Annotated in this window: 6 protein-coding genes; 4 read left to right on the top strand and 2 right to left on the bottom strand. The window is 70.7% G+C overall.

Features of this window, described 5'->3' with window-relative positions:
- Positions 1-3: 3 nt before the first annotated feature.
- Both A5712_RS01505 and A5712_RS30605 read left to right on the top strand, forming a co-directional pair.
- On the top strand, positions 4-4,569 hold the full coding sequence (locus A5712_RS01505) for a non-ribosomal peptide synthetase (protein ID WP_068100466.1): 4,566 nt from the start codon (positions 4-6) through the stop codon (positions 4,567-4,569).
- Between the two features lie 4 nt (positions 4,570-4,573).
- Positions 4,574-17,161: a non-ribosomal peptide synthetase gene (locus A5712_RS30605; RefSeq protein ID WP_068100465.1), complete on the top strand. Its 12,588-nt coding sequence runs from the start codon at positions 4,574-4,576 to the stop codon at positions 17,159-17,161.
- A 24-nt stretch (positions 17,162-17,185) separates the two neighbouring features.
- On the opposite strand, the gene A5712_RS01495 is transcribed toward A5712_RS30605, so the two are convergent.
- Together A5712_RS01495 and A5712_RS01490 are read right to left on the bottom strand one after the other, a co-directional pair.
- Complete coding sequence (locus A5712_RS01495; RefSeq protein ID WP_156766358.1) at positions 17,186-17,842, bottom strand: isoprenylcysteine carboxylmethyltransferase family protein; 657 nt, start codon at positions 17,840-17,842, stop codon at positions 17,186-17,188.
- A 195-nt stretch (positions 17,843-18,037) separates the two neighbouring features.
- Complete coding sequence (locus A5712_RS01490) at positions 18,038-18,316, bottom strand: hypothetical protein (RefSeq protein ID WP_068100462.1); 279 nt, start codon at positions 18,314-18,316, stop codon at positions 18,038-18,040.
- 883 nt (positions 18,317-19,199) lie between these two features.
- On the opposite strand from A5712_RS01490, the gene A5712_RS32380 reads away from it, so the two are divergent.
- On the top strand, positions 19,200-20,648 hold the full coding sequence (locus A5712_RS32380) for a PE family protein (protein ID WP_156766355.1): 1,449 nt from the start codon (positions 19,200-19,202) through the stop codon (positions 20,646-20,648).
- 38 nt (positions 20,649-20,686) lie between these two features.
- Positions 20,687-21,574 (top strand): 8-amino-7-oxononanoate synthase (locus A5712_RS01480; protein ID WP_068100460.1); only part of this gene is annotated, 888 nt, incomplete at its 3' end.

The following is a 21,574-nucleotide window of genomic DNA, read 5'->3' as shown; positions in this document are numbered from 1 at the left end:
CGGATGGAACTTGATGACCGGGCTCTCCCGCTGACGCGGGGACAGCTGGACATTTGGCTCGCGCAAGAAACGGGTCACTCCGGCACGGAGTGGCAGCTTGGCGTGCTTGTCCGATTCGACGGCACCGTAGACCGCGAATTGCTTCAGCGGGCGATCCGCCGCGTGATGCGGGAGGCCGAACCGGCGCGGGCCGCCGTATTCGAGGTGGACGGCCAGGTCTTTCAAAGGGCGATCGATTACCCGGACCTCGAAGTGGCCTTCCACGACCTGAGCGACACCCGCCATCCGGTGCAGGAAGCCCGTCGAATGGCATTATCGATCCAACAGACACCGATGCCCCCGGGCGGACCGCTTTTTAATTTCACGTTATTCCAAACATGGTCCGATGAATTCTATTTGTTCGGGTGCTTCCATCACATAATCGTCGACGGCACCGGAATCACGCTTATCGCGAATCGAATTGCGACCGTGTACGCCGCGATTGTTGCGAACGCAACCATTCCGCCCGCGTTCTTCGGCTCGTTGCCGGACCTGGTTCGTTGCGAGTCGGAGTACGAAGCGTCCACCGATTACCGGGACGATCAGGACTACTGGACGGCGAACCTGCCCCCGGAAAGCGGACCGCACAACGGGTTCCTCCCGGCCGCGGATGAGGGAGAGCGGTCCGCGCCTTCCGCGCCGGTTCGCCTGGACCCGGCCGTCCTCCGACGAGTTCAGGAGTTGTCCGACGAGTGGAAGGTGCCGCGCTCGTCGGTCATCACCGCGGCATGTGCGCTGTTGGTGCGCGGGTGGTGCGCCGAGGGCTCGGAGGTGGTCCTCGAGTTTCCGGTCAGCAGGCGCGTGCGCCCGGAGTCCAAGACGCTGCCGGGGATGGTCTCCGGGGTGGTGCCGCTGGTGTTGAGCGTTTCGCCGAAATCCACCGTCGCCGGCTTCTGTGAGTATGTCGACGCGCGAATCCGGGAGGCGCTGGAGCATCAGCGGTTCCCGGTGCACGCCCTGGAGCGCAAGGCCGGTCAGGGCCGGTCGGCCAATCGGGTGAGCGTCAATTTCATGCCGTCGAAGATGACCATGGACTTCGCCGGCGTCGCGGCGTCGGCGTCGTTCACCAACCCCGTTCAGGTGGGCGCCTTCGCGTTGATGTTCTCCGGCGGCGGGGACCAGATTTTCCTCAGCACGGCGGGCACCGGCAGCCCGTTGGCGAATTTCGACGTCGCCGAGTTGGCGAAGCGGCTGGGCCGGGTGCTCGTCGCGATGACCGCCGACCCGGGGCGGCGGATCTCGTCGATGGATTTGTTCGATGCCGCGGAGCTGGACGGGCTGGACGGGTGGGGCAACCGGGCGGTGTTGAGCCAACCGGCGCCCGCTTCGCAGTCGATTCCGGCGATGTTCGCCGCGCAGGCCGCGCGCGCCCCGGAGGCGGTGGCGATCACGTTCGGGGACTCGTCGTGGACCTACCGCGAGGTCGAGGACGCCGCTGACCGGTTGGCGCACGCGCTGGCCGGCCACGGGGTGGGCCCGGGGCGGCGGGTCGCGCTGCTGCTGGAGCGCTCGGCCGAGGCGATCGTGGCGATCCTGGCGGTGCTCAAGACCGGGGCGGCGTACGTGCCGATCGACCCGGCGGTGCCGGCGGCCCGAATCGAGTTCATGCTCGATGACGCCGCGCCGACCGCGGCGATCACCGCCGCCGGGCTGGTCGACCGGCTCGGCGGGCGCGATCTGCTGATCATCGACGTCGCCCAGCTCGCCGACCCCGCCGCCGGCCCCCAACCCGGCACGGCGCTGCCGGTGCCCGAGCCGGACAACGTCGCCTACCTCATCTACACGTCGGGGACGACCGGCGTCCCCAAGGGCGTGGCCATCACCCACCACAACGTCACCCGGCTGCTGGAGTCCCTGGACGTCGAGCTGGCCCCCGGGCAGGTGTGGTCGCAGTGGCACTCGCTGGCATTCGACGTCTCGGTGTGCGAGATCTGGGGTGCGCTGCTGTCCGGCGGGCGCCTCGTGGTCGTTCCCGAGTCGGTGGCGCGGTCGCCCGAGGATTTCCATGCCCTGCTCGTCAAAGAACGGGTCGAAGTCCTGAGCCAGACCCCGTCGGCGTTCTATGCGCTGCAAACCGCGGACGCGCTCGCACGCGAGCTCGGACGTCAGCTGCAACTGCGGGCGGTGATCTTCGCCGGTGAGGCACTGGAACCGCAGCGGTTGCGGACCTGGCTGGACAACCATCCGGAATCGCCGCGGCTGCTCAACTTGTACGGCACCACCGAGACGACCGTGCACGCCTCGTTCCGGGAGATCTTCCCCGACGACGTCGACAGCCCCCTGAGTCCCATCGGCGTGCCGTTGGGCCGGTACGCCTTCTTCGTCCTCGACGCGTGGATGCGGCAGGTGCCGGCCGGGGTGGTCGGTGAGTTGTACGTGGCGGGCGGCGCCGCGGGGTGTGGGTACTGGCGGCGGCCGGGGTTGACGTCGACGCGGTTCGTCGCGTGCCCGTTCGGGCCGCCCGGTACCCGCATGTATCGCACCGGGGACCTGGCGTGGTGGGGCGCCGACGGGCAGCTGCGCTATGTGGGTCGGGCCGACGAGCAGGTCAAGATCCGCGGCTTCCGCATCGAGCTGGGCGAGGTTCAAGCCGCGCTCGCCGGCCTGGACGGGGTCGAGCAGGCCGTCGTGATCGCGCGCGAGGACCGCCCCGGCGACAAGCGCCTGGTGGGGTATGTGACCGGGACCGTCGATCCGGCCACGTTTGCAGCTTCAGCGCGCGCCGCGCTGGCCGAGCGGCTGCCGGCCTACATGGTCCCGGCCGCGGTGGTGGTCATCGACGCGGTTCCCCTGACCGTCAACGGCAAGCTGGACAAGCGGGCACTGCCCGCACCCGAATACCAGGACGTCGATCGCTACCGGGCCCCCGGCAACGCGGTCGAGGAGATCCTGGCCGACATCTATGCGCAGGTGCTCGGGCTGGAGCGCGTCGGGGTGGACGAGTCGTTCTTCGAGCTCGGCGGCGACAGCATCTTGTCGATGCAGGTGGTCGCCCGTGCGCGGGCCGCCGGGGTGGTGTGCCGACCGCGGGACATTTTCGTCGAGCAAACCGTGGCTCAGCTGGCCCGGGTGGCCGAAGTCGCCACCGGTGACGCCGACGCGGGCGACGAGGGCCTCGGTCCGGTGGTCGCGACACCGATCATGCGCTGGTTGCGCGGTGTCGCGGGACCGGTCGACGAGTTCAACCAGACCGTGTTGGTTCAGGCGCCCGCCGGGGCGACAGAGGCCGACGTGGTGGCGGTGCTGCAGGCCGTGGTCGATCGCCACGCCACGCTGCGGCTGCGGGTCGACGGCGACGGCACGGACGGCTGGTCGCTGATGGTGCCCGAGGCCGGCGCGGTGGACGCCCGGGGGTGCCTGCGCGCGGTCCCGGCCTTGTCCGACGAGGCGGTGATCGAGGCGCAGTCGCGGTTGGACCCGGCCGCCGGGGTGATGCTGAGCGCGCTGTGGGTGCCCGACACCGGGCAGTTGGTGTTGATCGTCCATCACCTGGCGGTGGACGGGGTGTCGTGGCGGATCCTGCTGGAGGACCTCAACATCGCCTGGGCCCAGCATCGCGGCGGGCAGCAGTTGGTGTTGCCGGCGCCCGGAACGTCGTTTGCGCACTGGTCGTCGCTGCTGGCCGAGCATGCGCGCAGCCCCGAGGTGGTGGCGCAGGCCGACGCCTGGCGGCGGATCGCGGCGGTGCCCGCGGCGCTGCCGGCGGTGCGCCCCGAGGTGGACACCTACCAGACCGCGGGCAGCCTGTCGGCGCAGTTGGATGCCGAGACCACCCGCGCGCTGCTCGACGAGGTGCCGGCGGCGTTTCACGCCGGGGTGCACGAGATCCTGTTGATTGCGTTCGCCTTGGCGGTGGCCGAATTCGTGGGCAGCGGCGGCACGCCGATCGTCATCGACGTGGAGGGTCACGGGCGCCAGGAGGACCTGGCCCCCCATCTTGACCTGTCCCGCACGGTCGGCTGGTTCACCACCAAATACCCGGTGTCGGTCTCGGTCGGACGGCTGGACTGGGCGGGGGTGGTGGCCGGTGACGCGGGGCTGGGGACGGTCGTCAAAGACGCCAAAGAGCAGCTTCGCGCTCTGCCGGACGGCCTGACCTACGGTCTGTTGCGCTACCTGAACGGCGACGTCGAGCTGCCGCCGTCCGACCCGCCGATCGGGTTCAACTACCTGGGGCGGCTCGGCGGGGCGGCCGAGGCGGCCGACGACGTGTGGCGGCTCGGTCAGGACGGCTGGTCGGTCACCGACGTCGCCGCGGCCATCCCCATGCCGCTGATGCACACCGTGGAGCTCAACGCCAGCACGGTCGACGCCGACACCGGCCCGCAGCTGCACGCCCGCTGGACGTGGGCGCCCTCGACCCTGAATCACGCGCAGGTCAGCCGGCTGAGCCGGTTGTGGTTCGACGCGTTGGCCGGCATCTGCGCGCACGTGCGCGGCGGCGGGGGCGGGTTGACGCCGTCCGACATCGCGGCCGGCCTGAGCCAGCAGCAAATCGACGACCTTCAGCGGCAATATGCGGATAGCTGACGTATTGCCACTGACCCCCCTACAGCAGGGGCTGTGGTTCCATGCCATCACCGCCCAGGGCGGCGACGACATCTATTCGGTGCAGCTGGAGATCGCGCTGAGTGGTCCGCTCGATCAGGACCGCCTGCGCGACGCCGTGCTCGCGGTGGTCACCCGCCATCCCAACCTCGCGGCCCGATTCTCCGACAAGTTCGACCAGCCGGTGCAGATCATCCCGGCCGATCCCGTGGTGCCGTGGCGCTACGTCGACCTGCGCGGGGGCCGCCCGGATACCGACGAGCAGATCCGCGAGGTGTGCGCCGCCGAACGCGCCGCGGTCTGCAATCTCACCAACCAGCCGGCCTTCCGCGCCGCGCTCATCGGCATCGGCGAAGATCAGCACCGGCTGGTGCTGACCAACCACCACATCGTGATGGACGGCTGGTCGCTGCCGATCCTGCTGGGTGAGCTGTTCGCCAGCTATCACGGGCAGTGGCTGCCGGCGGCGGCGAAATATCGCAGCTTCGTGACCTGGCTGACGAGCCGTGACCTCGATGCCGCCCGCGAAGCCTGGCGCGAGGCGCTGGCCGGATTCGATACCCCCACGCTGATAGGCCCGCCGGGCCGGTTGGGCATGGGGCCGCGCGGCGTGGCGTCGTTCCACGTGCCCGAGCAGACCACGCTGGCGCTGGGCGAGTTGGCGCGCTCCAGCCACACCACCGTCAGCACCGTGGTGCAGGCCGCGTGGGCCCAGCTGCTGATGTGGCTGACCGGCCGCCACGACGTCACTTTTGGCACCACGGTCTCGGGGAGGCCGCCCGAGGTGCCGGGCGCCGACACGATGGTGGGCTTGTTCATCAACACCGTGCCGGTGCGGGCGAGCATCACCGCGAACACCACCACCGCCGACCTGCTCGATCAGCTGCAAAACGCCTACCAACACACGCTCGACCACCAGCACCTGGCGCTCAGCGAGCTGCACCGGATCACCGGCCAGGACCAGCTGTTCGACACCATGTTCGTCTACGAGAACTACCCGCTCGACGCGGCCGCGTTGTCGGGCGGCCAAGGTGACCAAGGCTTGGCCATCACCGATTTCACCCACCGCGAGTACAACCACTACCCGCTCGCCGTCCAGGCCATGCCCGGCACGGAAATGGGTCTGCGCGTCGAATTCGACACCGACGTGTTCGACGCGGCCGACATCGAAACGCTGATCGAGCGGTTCAAGCGGGTGCTGGCAGCGATGACGGCCGATCCGGGGCGGCGGTTGTCGTCGATGGATGTGCTGGACCCCGCCGAGCATGCCCAGCTGGAACGGTGGGGCAACCGCGCGGGGTTGACCCAGCCGGTGGGTGTGCCGGTGTCGATTCCGGTGCTGTTCGGCGCGCAGGTGGCGCGCACGCCGGAGGCGGTGGCGATCAGCGCGGGGGACCGCTCGTGGACCTATCGCGAGGTCAAGCAGGCGGCAAACCGGTTGGCGCACCTGCTGGCCGGCCAGGGCGTGGGTCCGGGGCAGCGCGTGGCGCTGTTGTTGCCGCGGTCGGCCGACGCGGTCGTCGCGATGCTGGCGGTCCTGAAGACCGGGGCGGCGTACGTGCCGATCGATCCGACGGTGCCGGTCGCCCGGATGGGCTTTGTGCTCGACGATGCCGCGCCGATCGCCGTGATCACGAACGTCGGCCTGGCGGACCGGCTGGACGGGCGCGATGTGGCGGTCATCGACATCAACGACCCCGCCATCGATCGCGAACCCAGCACCCCGATGCCGGCACCGGCCCCCGACGACGTCGCCTACCTCATCTACACGTCGGGCACCACCGGAACCCCCAAGGGCGTGGCGATCCCGCACCGCAACGTGACCCGGCTGCTCGAAACGCTGGACGTCGACCTGGAGTTGGCGGGCCAGGTGTGGTCGCAGTGTCACTCGCTGGCGTTCGATTTCTCGGTGTGGGAGATCTGGGGTGCGCTGCTCTACGGTGGCCGGCTGGTGATCGTGCCCGACTCGGTGGTGCGCTCGCCGCAGGAGCTGCACGCCCTGTTGGTGGCCGAAGAGGTCACCGTGCTGAGCCAGACCCCGTCGGCGTTTTACGCGTTGCAGACCGCCGACGCGGCGCAGCCCGAGCCGGAACCCCGGCTAAAGCTCGAGGCCGTGGTGTTCGGCGGCGAGGCGCTGGAACCGCAGCGGCTGCGGGGCTGGCTGGACAACCACCCCGGTTTGCCACGGCTGATCAACATGTACGGCATCACCGAGACGACCGTGCACGCGTCGTTCCGCGAGATCGTCGCCGGCGACGTCGACAGCATCGCCAGCCCCATCGGGGTGCCGCTGGCCCATCTCGGGTTTTTCGTGCTCGACGGGTGGCTGCGGCCGGTGCCGGCCGGCGTGGTCGGGGAGTTGTACGTGGCCGGCGCCGGGGTGGCGGACGGTTATGTCGGCCGCCCGGCGCTGAGCTCGACGCGGTTCGTGGCCTGCCCGTTCGGGGAGCCGGGACAGCGGATGTATCGCACCGGCGACCTGGTGTGGTGGGGCGCCGACGGCCAGCTGCGCTACGTCGGACGCGCCGACAAGCAGGTCAAGATTCGCGGCTATCGCATCGAACTCGGTGAGATCCAGGCGGCGCTGATGGCGCTGGACGGCGTCAAGCAGGCGGCCGTGATCGCCCGCGAAGACCCCCCCGTGGACAAGCGCCTGGTGGGCTACGTCACCGGCAGCGTCGATCCGGCCTCGTTCGGGGCGTCGGCGCGGGCGGCGCTGGCCGAGCGGCTCCCGGCGTACATGGTGCCGGCCGCGGTGATGGTCATCGAGGCGCTGCCGTTGACGGTCAACGGCAAACTCGACACCCGGGCCCTGCCGGCACCCGAATACTCCGACGGCGACCACTACCGCGCCCCGACCACCGCGGTCGAGGAGCTGCTGGCCGGCATCTACGCGCAGGTGCTGGGCGTCGAGCCGCCGCGGCTGGTCGGCGTGGAGGACTCGTTCTTCGACCTCGGCGGAGATTCGCTCTCGGCCGTGCGCCTGGTCGCCGCGGTCAACACCGGCCTGGATGCCGGTCTTTCGGTGCGCACGTTGTTCGAGGCGCCCACGGTCGCCCAGTTGGCGGCCCGGATCGGCGGGGACGAAGCCCGGTTGGAGCCGCTGCTGCCGTTCGCGGCCGTGGAGCGGCCCGCGGTGATCCCGCTGTCGTTCGCGCAGAGCCGGCTGTGGTTCATCGACCAGTTCCAGGGCCCGTCGACGATCTACAACATGGCGGTCGCCCTGCGATTGCGCGGGCGGATGGATGCCTTGGACGAAGAAGCGCTGGGCGCCGCGCTGTCCGACGTGGTGGTCCGACAGGAAAGCCTGCGCACGCTGTTCGCCGCGCAGGACGGCGTGCCGCGCCAGCTGATCTTGCCCCCCGAGCGGGCCGACTTCGGTTGGGCCGTCGTCGACGCCGCCGGGTGGTCGGAAAGCCAGCTGGCCGAGGCATTCGACGCCGTGGCCCACCACCACTTCGACCTGGCATCCGAGATCCCCATGCGGGCAAGGCTTTTCCGGGTCGCCGACGACGAGCACGTGCTGGTGGCCGTGGTGCATCACATCGCCGCCGACGGCGCGTCGATCACCCCGCTGGTGCGGGATCTCGGGGTGGCCTACGCCAGCCGCAGGGTCGGGCAGGCCCCCGACTGGGCCGATCTGCCGGTCCAGTACGCCGACTACACGCTGTGGCAGCGCGCGCAGCTCGGCGACCTCAGCGACAGCGGCAGCCGGATCGCGGCGCAGTTGGCCTACTGGCAAGAGGCCCTGTCCGGGATGCCGGAGCACCTGCAACTGCCCACCGATCGGCCCTACCCGCCGGTGGCGGACTACCGTGGCGCGACCGTGCCGGTGGACTGGCCCGCCGAGCTGCAGCAGCAGGTGGCCCGGGTGGCCCGGGAACACAACGCCACCAGCTTCATGGTGATGCAGGCCGCCATGGCCGTGCTGCTGGCCAAGCTCAGCGCGAGTTCCGATGTGTCCGTAGGGTTTCCGATCGCCGGGCGCGGGGACCCCGCGCTGGACGAGCTGGTGGGCTTCTTCGTCAACACCCTGGTGTTGCGGGTCGATCTGGCCGGCGATCCCAGCGTCGCCGAACTGCTCGCTCAGGTGCGCGCGCGCAGCCTGGCCGCCTACGAGCACCAAGACGTGCCCTTCGAAGTCCTGGTGGAAAGGCTCAACCCCACCCGGAGCCTGACCCACCACCCGCTGGTCCAGGTGATGCTGGCCTGGCAGAGCGGGCAGGGGCAGGGCCCCGCCGCCGGGCTCACCCTGGGCGGGCTGCAGGTCACGCCGCTGCCGCTCGACACCCGGACCGCCCGCACCGACCTGGCGTTCTCGCTGGGGGAGACGTGGACCGGGGACGGCGAGCCCGCCGGAATCGCCGGTTCGGTGGAATTCCGGACCGACGTGTTCGACGCCGCCAGCATCGAAACGCTGATCGGGCGGCTGAAGCGGGTGTTGGCCGCCATGACGGCGGATCCGGGGCGGCGGCTGTCGTCGGTGGATCTGCTCGACGTGGCCGAGCACGCCCGCCTCGACGAGGCGGGCAACCGCGCGGTCTTGAGCCTGCCCGCGCCGGCCGCGGTGTCGGTACCGGAGCTGTTCGCCGCGCAGGTGGCCCGCGCCCCGGAGGCGCCGGCGGTGACCTTCGCGGGCCAAACGATGACCTACCGGGAACTCGACGAGGCCGCTAATCGGTTCGCGCACTTGCTGTCTGGCCGCGGGGTGGGTCCCGGTGGTTGTGTGGCGTTGCTGCTGGAGCGTTCCGCCCAGGCCGTCGTGGCCATGCTGGCGGTGCTCAAGACCGGGGCGGCCTACCTGGCCATCGACCCGGCGCTGCCCGCGGCCCGGATCGACTTCATGCTGGGCGACGCCGCGCCCGTCGCCGCGGTCACCACCGCCGGGCTGGCCGACCGGCTGGCCGGGCGGGAGCTGACGGTCATCGACATCGACGACGCCGCCGTCGAGGACCAACCGGCCACCGCGCTGCCGGCGCCGTCGGCCGACGACATCGCGTACCTGATCTACACCTCGGGGACCACCGGGACGCCCAAGGGTGTCGCGATCGCCCACCGCAACCTGGCGCACCTGGCGCAGTCGGCGCACCCGGCGCTGCCGGCGACGCAGGTGTGGACGCAATGCCACTCGTACGCGTTTGACTTCTCGGTCTGGGAGATCTGGGCCGCGCTGCTCGGCGGCGGGCGGCTGGTGGTGGTGCCCCCGTCCGTCGTCGCCTCACCGGACGACTTCCACGACCTGCTGGCCCGGGAACGGGTCAGCGTGCTCACCCAAACCCCGTCGGCGGTGGCCGCCCTGTCCCCGCAACGGTTGGAGGCCGAGGCCGTGCTGCTCGGCGGCGAGGCCTGCTCGGCCGAGGTGGTGGACCAATGGGCGCCCGGGCGGGTGGTGGTCAACGCCTACGGACCCACCGAGGCCACGGTGTACGCCTCGATGAGCGCGCCGCTGCAGGCGGGGTCCGGCGCGGCTCCGATCGGTGCGCCCGTTTCCACGGCGGCGCTGTTCGTCCTGGACGAGTCGCTGCGGCGGGTGCCGGCCGGTGTGGTCGGGGAACTGTACGTGGCCGGCCGGGGCGTCGGCGTCGGATACGTCGGCCGAACCGGGCTGACCGCCTCGCGCTTCGTGGCCTGCCCGTTCGCCGGCGCGGACGCGCCAGGGACCCGCATGTACCGCACCGGCGACCTGGTGCGGTGGCGCGCCGACGGACAGCTGCAATACCTGGGCCGCGCCGACGAGCAGGTCAAGATCCGCGGATACCGCATCGAACCGGGCGAAGTCCGGGCCGCGCTGGCCGCCTTCGACGGCGTCGAGCAGGCGGTGGTGGTCGCCCGCGAGGACCGCCCCGGCGACAAGCGCCTGGTCGGATACATCACCGGGACCGCGGACCCGGCCGCGCTGCGATCCGCGCTGGCCGAACGGCTGCCGGCCTACATGGTGCCCGCCGCGGTGGTGGCGCTGGACGCGTTGCCGCTGACGGTCAACGGCAAGCTCGATGCCAGGGCCCTGCCGGCACCGGAATACGAGGCCACCGATCGTTACCGCGCCCCGAGCAACCCGACCGAGGAAATCCTGGCCGGCATCTACGCCCAGGTGCTGGGCGTGGACCGGGTCGGGGTGGACGACTCGTTCTTCGACCTGGGCGGGGATTCGCTGTCGGCGATGCGCCTGGTCGCCGCGATCAACACCGGCCTGGGCACCGGCGTCGCGGTGCGCGCCGTGTTCGAGGCGCCCACGGTGGCCCAGCTGGCGACGCGCCTGCACGGTGGCGAGGGTGGCTTGGACCCGTTGGTGGCCGTCGAGCGGCCCGCGGTCATTCCGTTGTCGTTCGCCCAGCACCGGCTGTGGTTCATCGACCAGCTGCAGGGCCCGTCGCCGGTCTACAACCTGGCGGTGGCGCTGCGGCTGCGCGGGCGGCTGGATGCCGACGCATTCTGCGCGGCGCTCGCCGACGTGGTGGGCCGCCACGAAAGCCTGCGCACGCTGTTCGCCGCCCCCGACGGGATACCGCAACAGCTGGTGCTGTCCGCCGAGCAGGCCGACTTCGGTTGGGACGTGGTGGACGCGACTGCTTGGTCGCCACGCCGGCTGCAGGCGGGCATCGAGGAGACGGCGCGGCACAGCTTCGATCTGGGGGCCGAAATTCCCTTGCGGGCAAGGCTTTTCCGCGTCGCCGACGACGAACACGTGCTGGTCGCCGTGGTGCACCACATCGCCGCCGACGGCCTGTCGATCCCCCCGCTGGTGCGTGACATATCCGTCGCCTACGCCAGTCGGTGTCTCGGGCAGGCGCCCGGTTGGACGCCGTTGCCGGTCCAGTACGTCGACTACACGCTGTGGCAGCGCGCGCAATTCGGCGACCTCAACGATCAGGACAGCCCCATCGCCGCGCAGCTGGCGTACTGGGAGGAAGCCCTGGCGGGGATGCCCGAGCGGCTCGGGCTGCCCACGGACCGGCCCTACCCCCCGGTGGCCGACCAGCGGGGCGCCAGCGTGGTGCTGCAGTGGCCCGTCGAGCTGCAGCGGCAGGTCGTGCGGGTGGCCCGCGAACACAACGCGACCAACTTCATGGTGATGCAGGCCGCGCTGGCCGTGCTGCTGGCCAAGCTCAGCGCGAGTTCCGATGTGGCGGTGGGCTTTCCGATCGGGGGACGCCGCGACCCCGCGCTCGACGAGTTGGTCGGCTTCTTCGTCAACACGTTGGTGTTGCGCGTGGACGTGGCGGGCGACCCGAGCGTCGCCGACCTGCTGGCCCAGGTGCGGGCGCGCAGCCTGGCCGCCTACGAACACCAGGACGTGCCCTTCGAAGTGGTCGTCGAGCGGCTGAACCCGACCCGATCGCTGACCCACCACCCGCTCGTCCAGGTGATGCTGGCCTGGCGGACCCTGCACGACACAGTCGGCGACCCCACCGCCCGGTTCGCGGCGGGAGAGCTGGAGCTCACCCAGATGCCGGTGGACACCGGCACCGCCCGCATGGACCTGGCGCTTTCCCTGGAAGAGCACTTGGACGCGGACGGTGAGCCGGCCGGCATCGGCGGGGTGGTGGAATTCCGCACCGACGTGTTCGACGCGGCCACCATCGAAACCCTGATCGAGCGGTTGCAGCGCGTGCTGGTGGCTATGACCAGCGACCCGACCCGGCGGCTGTCGTCGATCGGCGTGCTCGATGACGCCGAGCGAATCCGGTTGGAGGACTGGGGCAACCGGGTCGCGTTGAGCGAGCCGGCCAGGCCGCCGGTGTCGATTCCGGAGCTGTTCGCCGCGCAGGTGGCGCGGGTGCCCGACGCCGCCGCGGTGACCTTCGAAGACCGGTCGATGACCTACCGCGAACTCGACGACGCGGCAAACCGGTTGGCTCGCCGGTTGGCCGGCGGGGGCGTGGGGCCGGGCGGGCGCGTGGCGCTGCTGCTGCCCCGCTCGGCCGAGGCCATCGTGGCGATCCTGGCGGTGGTGAAGACCGGGGCGGCGTACGTGCCGATCGATCCGGCGGTGCCGGAGGCCCGGATGCAGTTCGTGCTCGGCGACGCCGCGCCCGTCGCCGCGATCACCACCGCCCAGTACCGCCCGCGGCTGGACGGACACGATCTGCTGATCATCGATGTCCAAGACGCCACCGACGACACCGCCGACGCCCGCCTCGGCACCTTGTTGTCTCCGGCCTGCCCGGACGACGTCGCCTACATCATCTACACCTCGGGCACGACCGGCACCCCCAAGGGCGTCGCGGTCCCGCATCGCAACGTCACCCGGCTGCTGGACACCCTGGCCGGCGACATGGACCTGGTGGGGCGGGTGTGGTCGCAGTGTCACTCGCTGGCGTTCGACTTCTCGGTGTGGGAGATCTGGGGCGCGCTGCTCTACGGCGGGCGCGTGGTGGTGGTGCCCGATTCGGTGGTGCGCTCGCCCGAAGACCTGCACGCCCTGCTGGTGACCGAACGGGTCAGCGTCCTGAGCCAGACGCCGTCGGCGTTCTACGCCCTGCAGGCCGCCGACGCGTTGCAGCCCGAGCTGGCGTCCCAGTTGCAGCTGGAGGCCGTGGTGTTCGGCGGCGAGGCGCTCGAACCGCAGCGCCTGCGCGCGTGGCTGGACAGTCACCCGGGCCGGCCCCGGCTGATCAACATGTACGGCATCACCGAGACGACGGTGCACGCCTCGTTCCGGGAGATCGTCGCCGACGACGTCGACACCGCCGTGAGCCCCATCGGGGTGCCGCTGGGCCACCTGGGTTTCTTCGTGCTCGACGGGTCGTTGCAGCCCGTGCCCCCCGGTGTGGTCGGCGAGCTGTACGTCGCCGGCGGCGGCTTGGCGCACGGGTACGTCGGGCGCGCGGGCCTGACCGGGACGCGGTTCGTCGCGTGTCCGTTCGCGGGAGCGCCGGGACAACGGATGTATCGCACCGGCGACCTGATGAGCTGGGGCGCCGACGGGCAGCTGCGCTACATGGGCCGCGCCGACGAGCAGGTCAAGATCCGCGGCTATCGCATCGAGCTCGGCGAGGTCCAGGCGACACTGAACGGCCTCGACGGCGTCGAGCAGGCGGTGGTGATCGCCCGCGAGGATCGCCCCGGCGACAAGCGCCTGGTGGGTTACGTGACCGGGACCGCGGACCCGGCCGAGGTGCGCGCCGCGCTGGCCGACCGGCTGCCGGCCTACATGGTGCCGGCCGCGGTGGTGGCGCTGGACGCGCTACCGCTGACGGTCAACGGCAAACTCGACACCCGCGCCCTGCCTGCGCCGGAGTATCAGGACGTCGACCACTACCGCGCCCCGGCCGATGCGGTCGAGGAGATCCTGGCCGGCATCTACGCGCAGGTGCTGGGGCTGGAGCGGGTCGGGGTCGAGGAGTCGTTCTTCGAACTCGGCGGGGACAGCATCCTGTCGATGCAGGTGGTGGCGCGGGCTCGCGCCGCCGGCGTGGTGGTTCGGCCGCGCGACATCTTCGTCGAGCAGACGGTGGCCAAGCTCGCCCGGGCGGCCGGGGTGGTCGCCGACGACGCCGACGTGATCGACGAGGGCGTCGGCGCGGTGCTGGCCACGCCCATCATGCGCTGGCTGCAGAGCGTGGATGGACCGGTCGACGAGTTCAACCAGACCGTGCTGGTGCAGGCCCCGGTGGGGGTGACGTCGTCCGACGTGGTGGCGGTGTTGCAGGCCTTGCTGGATCGGCACCCGATGTTGCGGCTGCGCGTCGACGACTACAACACCGACGGCACCGACGGGTGGTCGGTGACGGTGCCCGAACCCGGTGCGGTGGACGCGCGCGGGTGCCTGCAGACGGTGGACGTGCTGTCCGACGACGCGGTCACCGCGGCGCGGTCGCGGTTGAACCCGGCCGCCGGGGTGATGCTGAGCGCGCTGTGGGCGGCTCCCACCGGGCAGCTGCTGTTGATCGTTCACCATCTCGCGGTCGATGGGGTGTCGTGGCGGATCCTGCTCGAGGACCTCAACCTGGCCTGGGCGCAGCATCGCGGCGGCCAGCAGGTGGTGTTGCCGGCGCCGCGGACGTCGTTCGCCCGGTGGGCGGCGCTGCTGGCCGAGCACGCCCACCGTCCCGAGGTCGTGGAGCAGGCGCGCGCGTGGCGGCAGATCGCCGCGCTGCCCGCGGAGTTGCCGGCGGTGCAACCCGCGGTGGATACCTATGCGACCGCCGGGAACCTGTCGGTCGAGCTCGACGCCGAGACGACCCGGATGCTGCTCGGCGAGGTGCCGGCGGCGTTCCACGCCGGCATCCACGAGATCTTGTTGATCGCGTTCGCCTTGGCGTGTGCCGAGTTCTTGGGCACTGGCTCCGCCCCCATCGTGATCGACGCGGAAGGTCACGGGCGCCAGGAGGAGCTGGACGCAAGCGTCGACCTGTCGCGCACGGTGGGGTGGTTCACCACCAAGTATCCGGTGGCGCTCGCGGTGGGCGGGCTGGACTGGGCGCAGGTCCTGGCCGGTGACGCGGGGCTGGGCGCGGTGATCAAAGACGCGAAGGAGCAGCTTCGCGCCCTGCCGGACGGTCTGACCTACGGGATGCTGCGCTACCTGAACAGCGACGTCGACCTGGAGGGGCCCGACCCGACGATCGGGTTCAACTACCTCGGGCGGCTGGGCGCCGCGGCGACCGAGGTGTCCGGGGACATCTGGGAGATCCGCCAGGACGGCTGGTCGGTGACCGGCGTTGCCGCGGCGACGCCCATGCCGCTGATGCACACGGTCGAGCTCAACGCGGGCACCCTGGACGCCGAGACCGGTCCTCGCCTGCGCGCGGGGTGGACGTGGGCCCCGTCGGCCCTGGATCAGGCGCGGGTCACCCGGCTGAGCCGGTTGTGGTTCGACGCGCTGGCCGGCATCTGCGCGCACGTGCGCAGCGGTGGGGGCGGCTTGACGCCGTCGGATATCGCGCCCGCCCGGCTGACCCAACTGCAGATCGACGAGCTGGCGCGGCAATACCGCATCGCCGACGTGCTGCCGCTGACCCCGCTGCAGCAGGGCCTGCTATTCCACGCCAGCACCGCCCAGGGCGGCGACGACGTGTACGCGGTGCAGCTCGACGTCGCGCTGAGCGGTCGGCTCGACCAGCACCGCCTGCGGGACGCCGTGCACACCGTGGTCGCCCGCCACCCCAACCTGGCGGCCCGCTTCACCGCCCGGTTCGACCAGCCCGTGCAGATCATCCCCGCCGACCCCGTGGTGCCGTGGCGCTACCTCGACCTCAGCGGGGGCGATGCGGACGTCGACGAGCAGATCAAGGAGGTCTGCGCCGCCGAACGCGCCGCGGTCTACGACTTGGCCGACCATCCCGCCCTGCGGGTCGCGCTGATCCGCACCGGGCAGGACCGGCACCGGTTCGTGCTGACCAATCACCACATCGTGCTGGACGGGTGGTCGCTGCCGATCCTGCTGGGCGAACTGTTCGCCAGCTATTACGGCCAGCGACTGCCCGCGGCCGGGTCGTATCGCCGGTTTGTGTCGTGGCTGGCCGGCCGTGACGTCGATGGCGCCCGGGCGGTGTGGCGCGAGATATTCGACGGCTTCGCCGCGCCCACCCTCGTCGGGCCGCCGGATTGGTTCGGGCTGGGCCGGCGCGGCGTCGCGTCGTTCCGGGTGCCCGAAGACACCACCCGGGCGCTCGGCGAGTTGGCGCGCACGCGGCACACCACCGTGAGCACCGTGCTGCAGGCCGCCTGGGCGCAGCTGCTGACGTGGCTGACCGGCCAGCGCGACGTCGCCTTCGGCGCCGTCGTCTCCGGGCGTCCGGCCGAGGTGCCCGGCGCGGACTCGATGGTCGGCCTGTTCATCAACACGGTGCCGGTGCGGGCGACCATCACGGGGGAGACCACTACCACCGACCTGCTGGATCAACTGCAAGGCGAACACAACCGCACGCTGGACCACCAGCACCTGGCGCTGAGCGAGGTCCACCGCGTCACCGGCCACGCCAGGCTCTTCGACACCGTGTTCGTCTACGAGAACTACCCCGCCGATCCCGCCGCCTTGGCGGGGACCGACGGGCTGGCCATCACCGACATCGCCAACCGCGACTACTACCACTACCCGCTCACCGTCCAAGCGCTGCCGGGCCGGGAGGTGGAGCTGCACGTCCAATTCCGCGCGGACGTTTTCTCACCGGCCGACATCGAGGCGCTGATCGAGCGATTCCAGCAGACGCTGGTCGCCATGACCACCGGCCCGACGCGACCGTTGTCGTCGATCGAGGTGCGAGACGACGGGAAGCACGCGCGCCCCGACCGGTCTAGCTACTACGCAGCGCCGGCGCCGTCAGCGCCCGACCACAACGGCAACGGCAACGGCCACCATGCCCCCGCCAGCCTGGTCGAACAGATCTTGACGGGCATCTACGCAAAGGTGCTCGGGGTGGACCACGTCGGAATCGACGAGTCGTTCTTCGACCTCGGCGGGGACTCCCTTGCCGCGATGCGAGCCACCGCCACGATCAACACGGCCCTCGACGCGAACCTCGAGGTGACCGCGCTGTTCGAGGCCCCGTCGGTCAGGCGGTTGAGCCAGCGCTTGGCCGGACATGCCTGCGCGGTGGACGTTCCCGCCGCCAGCCCGGCCGGCGATTAGCCACACCCGGGGCCGGTGCGGTCGCTACCACATGGATGGCACCAGCCGGTAGCGAACCTTCTGCGTGTACTCGCGGTATCCGTCCAGCTCCTTTTGGAGCAGCTTCTCCTCGTCGCGGATGCGCGAGGCCAGCACGAGCAGGCCGGGAACCACGAAAACCAGTCCCCAGTAAGAACCGAGCGCAAGGGGGATACCGACCATCATGATCACGTTGCCCGTATACATCGGATGCCGCACCAGCCCGTACAGACCGCTGGAGACGACCTCTTGGCCCGACTGCACCTGGACGGTCGCCGACGCGTAGCTGTTCTGGATGATCACCAGCGCCACCACGCCCAGGCCGATGGCCACCAGGACGTCTCCGACCACGCAGACCGCCGTCGGCACCGGCGACCAGCCGAAGCGGTGATCGAGGGCGCTGACCACGACCATGGCGGCCAGCGATACGTACAAGCCGGCGATGATGACGCGCTGCGCCAGCCGGGCCTCGGCCGCCGGGCCCCCTCGCATCCGGGCCTCCAGCGCGGCGGGATTCCTACGGAGTAAGTAGACGGCGGGGATCCAGGCCGTGATTCCGACGACCACCAGAAAAACCCATGCCTGCCAGTAATTGAATGTGCCGGCGGGAAAAAACAGCATCGCGCCGAACACGACGAACTCAATAACACCGAAGACCAGCATTTTGGGAATGGTTTTCACCCATCCTCCTTCGTCCGTCCGTACGCGACGCCAAGAGCGCAGCATTCATTGCCGCTGCCCTACCGGCGGCACAGCACTGAAACTACCGTCGCCCACCCGAAGGATGTGTGCGATTCGTGATAGCCAAACGCCGGACCCCGGGGTGGGGTCCGGCGCGGGCGTCGAGTCGGCGAAGGGTTACGGAAGGAGGCGCTTACCCGGCATCTGCGCTACCGGAAGCAACGCGAAATCCTCTACGGGGACGCATTCCCTGGGGGTGTCGAGGCAGGAACCGCCGCGCCGCAGTTTCTCGATCGCGGTGAGCACTTGGCGGCCCACCGCCATCTGGTACTCGCGCAGGTATTGCGCGCGGCGTGGGTCGTCCTCTGCCAAGTGGTGGGTGAGCGGGTGCTGCGTCTTCCAGACCGCGTCCTGCGCCGCTTCCCCCACGGCGACCAGAAAGTCGTCCTCGTCCATGCTCCCCCAATCGCGCGCCACCGATCCAGTATCGGTAATTTTCCATCTGGAAGGCGGTTTTAGCAATTTTTACCCACGGCATTTCGCTATTAAACATCTGCTAAGTGAGAATGGATCCAGTAAACATTTTCATGCCGGCAACTATCGCCCGGAAATGGACCTCCTGTGCGGACATTACGAACTGATTGCCCTGCTTGACATGGCATCTGGTACCGGCCTGGGTTCGTGGAGGGCTCGATGGTACGGGTCGTTGGGCTCGGAGAGGGCAAATTCCTTTTGGGAGCCGGCGAAGTTTCCCTGACGCAAATTTAGGTTTTCACTTGGTTTGCCGACCCGGACGCCGGCTGCCGAACGTAATTGGAGTTCACCAGCCCGAACGGCGGCGACGAGACGGGCGCCGACGAGCCCGGGAAATTGCCGGCAACGGAAACTTCACCGGCTCGGCGGAGCCGGCCCACAAGGGCGGACGGCCCTCGGTGCGTCGACGCGCCGCGCCGAGGGCACCTGGCGTCCTCGCGGCGCCGCAACCCGGCGCCTTTTCGGGGACTTTTGCGCCGAACCACCGAAAGATACGCAAAGTTGAGAATGCCGCGCCGGATCGTGATTTAGGATCGATTACGGCGGGATGAGATGAATGATGTTATGTGTGCCGATCATGACCGGGGTTGGCAACGGTGACCGCGCTGCAGTGGCAAGCGCGAACGCCGGGACGCCGCCTGGTCGCCTTTTCCGGCCTGCCCGCCGCGGGTGCGGAACACGACGGACGAAATCTCGTGAAACGTTGTAAGGCACGTGTGCAACGGGATACGTTTTCACTTTCGTCAGTGGATCGTGATCGTCGTGTGAAGGCCTGCGCGCCGGAGGCGGTCTTCGGAGGTCAGCCGTGTCCTATGTGATCGCAGCGCCGGACGTGCTTGCGGCCGCGGCGGCGAAGGTGGCGAGCATCGGCTCGTCGCTCAGCGCCGCGAATTCGGCGGCGGCGGCCTCGACCACCGGTGTCGTCGCGGCGGCCGGTGACGAGGTTTCGGCGGCGGTCGCGTCCGTGTTCTCCGACGTCGCAAAGCAGTTTCAGGCCTTAAGCGCTCAGGCGGCGACGTTTCAATCCCAGTTCGTGCAGGCCCTGACCGGGTCGGGCGGGGCATATGCGGCGGCCGAGGCGACCAACGCCGCGAGCATTTCGCCTTATTCGATTTTCGCGCCGATCTGGAACGCGGTAGCCGACGCCTCCGGGGCGACCCCGCCGCCCAGGACCGACGTCCTGGGGACCGTGATGTACGAGTTGAACCAGACCAGCCAGCAGCTCGTCGGTGCCCCGCTGTTCTTCGACGGCGCCGACGGGACCCAGGCCAGCCCCAACGGCCAGAACGGTGGCTTGCTGCTCGGCAATGGCGGTAAAGGCTGGGACTCCACCGTCGCCGGCGTGGCGGGCGGCAACGGCGGGCAGGCCGGGATCTTCGGCAACGGCGGCGCCGGCGGCCTGGGCGGCGCCGGTGCGGCCGGCGGGAACGGCGGGGCCGCCATCTGGGGCGGCAACGGCGGGGCCGGTGGTGCCGGCGGGGCCTCCCTCACCTCCGGGGTGAACGGCGGTAACGGCGGCATCGGCGGGCCCGGTGGGTTCCTGTCGGGTGTCGGTGGTGCCGGTGGGGCCGGCGGGAGCGCAACGGATGCGACCGGCGGCACCGGCGGAGCCGGCGGCAACACGGGCTTCCTCGGGGGCGCCGAATTGGGCGTGGGCGTTCCGCAAGGCGGTACCGGCGGGGCGGGCGGCATGAGCCTCACCGGCCAGGGCGGCACCGGCGGGGCCGGCGGCGCCGGCTTTACGTTGGGCGGGACCGGCGGTGCCGGTGGCCAGGGCGCCACCGGCGGTGACGGCGGCGCGGGCGGTGTCGCGTTCAACCTGGGCTGGGGAACCGCCACCGGCGGGACCGGCGGCGACGGCGGCATCGGCACGGTCGGCGCCGGGGGCAACGGCGGCCACGGGGGCGGCGCGATCATGGGTCCCTACAACTTCACCATCGACACTTTCAACGGCCTGGCGCTCTACCCGCCCGGGTGGGGCACGGCCACCGGCGGGCTCGGCGGCACCGGTGGATTCGGCGTCACGGTCGGCGGTACCGGCGGGACCGGCGGCACCGCGCAGAACTACTTGGCGACGGGACATTCCATCGGCGGCACCGGCGGCACCGGCGGCGGCGGCGTCACCGGCGGCAACGGGGGCAACGGGGGCAACGTCTTCGCGATCACCCCGGGCAACACCACCGTCGGAACCGGCGGCGCGGCCGGCGGCACCGGCGGGACCCCCGGCAACCCCGGGCAGGTCATCACACCGTAGCGACGGCCGATGTCGCCCGCCCCGTAGGCTGAACGCCCATGAATGCCTTACCGCGGGCACCGATCGAGGTATCACCGCTGGCGTGGCTGGACGCGGTGGAGAAGCAGCGCCGCGAGGCCGGGCTGCGTCGCTCGCTCCGGCCCCGTCCCGCGGTCACGACCGAGCTGGACCTGGCTTCCAACGACTACCTCGGGCTGTCCCAGCACCCCGACGTGATCGAGGGGGGCGTTGCGGCGCTGCGCATGTGGGGCGCCGGGGCCACCGGCTCGCGCCTGGTGACCGGCGACACCGAGCTGCACCAGGAATTCGAGTCCGAGCTCGCCGAGTTCGTCGGCGCCGCCACGGGCTTGCTGTTCTCCTCCGGCTACACCGCCAACCTGGGAGCCGTCGTCGGCCTGTCCGGCCCCGGCTCGCTGCTGGTGTCCGACGCCCTTTCGCACGCCTCGCTGGTGGACGCATGCCGGCTGTCGCGTGCCCGGGTGCGGGTGACGCCCCACCGCGACGTGACCGCCGTCGACGCGGTCCTGTCCTCCCGCGACGAGGAGCGCGCCGTCGTCATCACCGACTCCGTCTTCAGCGCCGACGGCTCGCTGGCCCCGGTGCGCGAACTGCACGAGGTGTGCCGCCGCCACCGCGCGCTGCTCATCGTCGATGAGGCGCACGGCCTCGGGGTGCGCGGCGGCGGGCGCGGGCTGCTGCACGAGCTCGGCCTCGCGGGCGCGCCCGACATCGTGATGACCACGACGCTGTCCAAGGCGCTCGGGAGCCAGGGCGGGGTGGTGCTCGGCCCGGCGGCGGTGCGCGCGCACCTGATCGACGCGGCCCGGCCGTTCATCTTCGACACCGGCCTGGCGCCCGCGGCGGTGGGCGCCGCGCGGGCTGCGCTGCAGGTGCTGCGGGCCGAGGCGTGGCGGCCGGACGCGGTG

This window comes from Mycobacterium sp. E2327, from assembly GCF_001672675.1.
Lineage (GTDB): Bacteria > Actinomycetota > Actinomycetes > Mycobacteriales > Mycobacteriaceae > Mycobacterium.
The sequence above is the reverse complement of the archived record's forward strand: the minus strand, read 5'-3'. Positions and strand labels throughout refer to the sequence as shown.

Bases quoted from the DNA above. Each gene is read 5' to 3' on its own strand.
- A5712_RS01490 (WP_068100462.1), bottom strand. From the start codon at position 18,316: ATGGACGAGGACGACTTTCTGGTCGCCGTGGGGGAAGCGGCGCAGGAC.
- A5712_RS01505 (WP_068100466.1), top strand. From the start codon at position 4: ATGGAACTTGATGACCGGGCTCTCCCGCTGACGCGGGGACAGCTGGAC.
- A5712_RS01495 (WP_156766358.1), bottom strand. From the start codon at position 17,842: ATGCTGGTCTTCGGTGTTATTGAGTTCGTCGTGTTCGGCGCGATGCTG.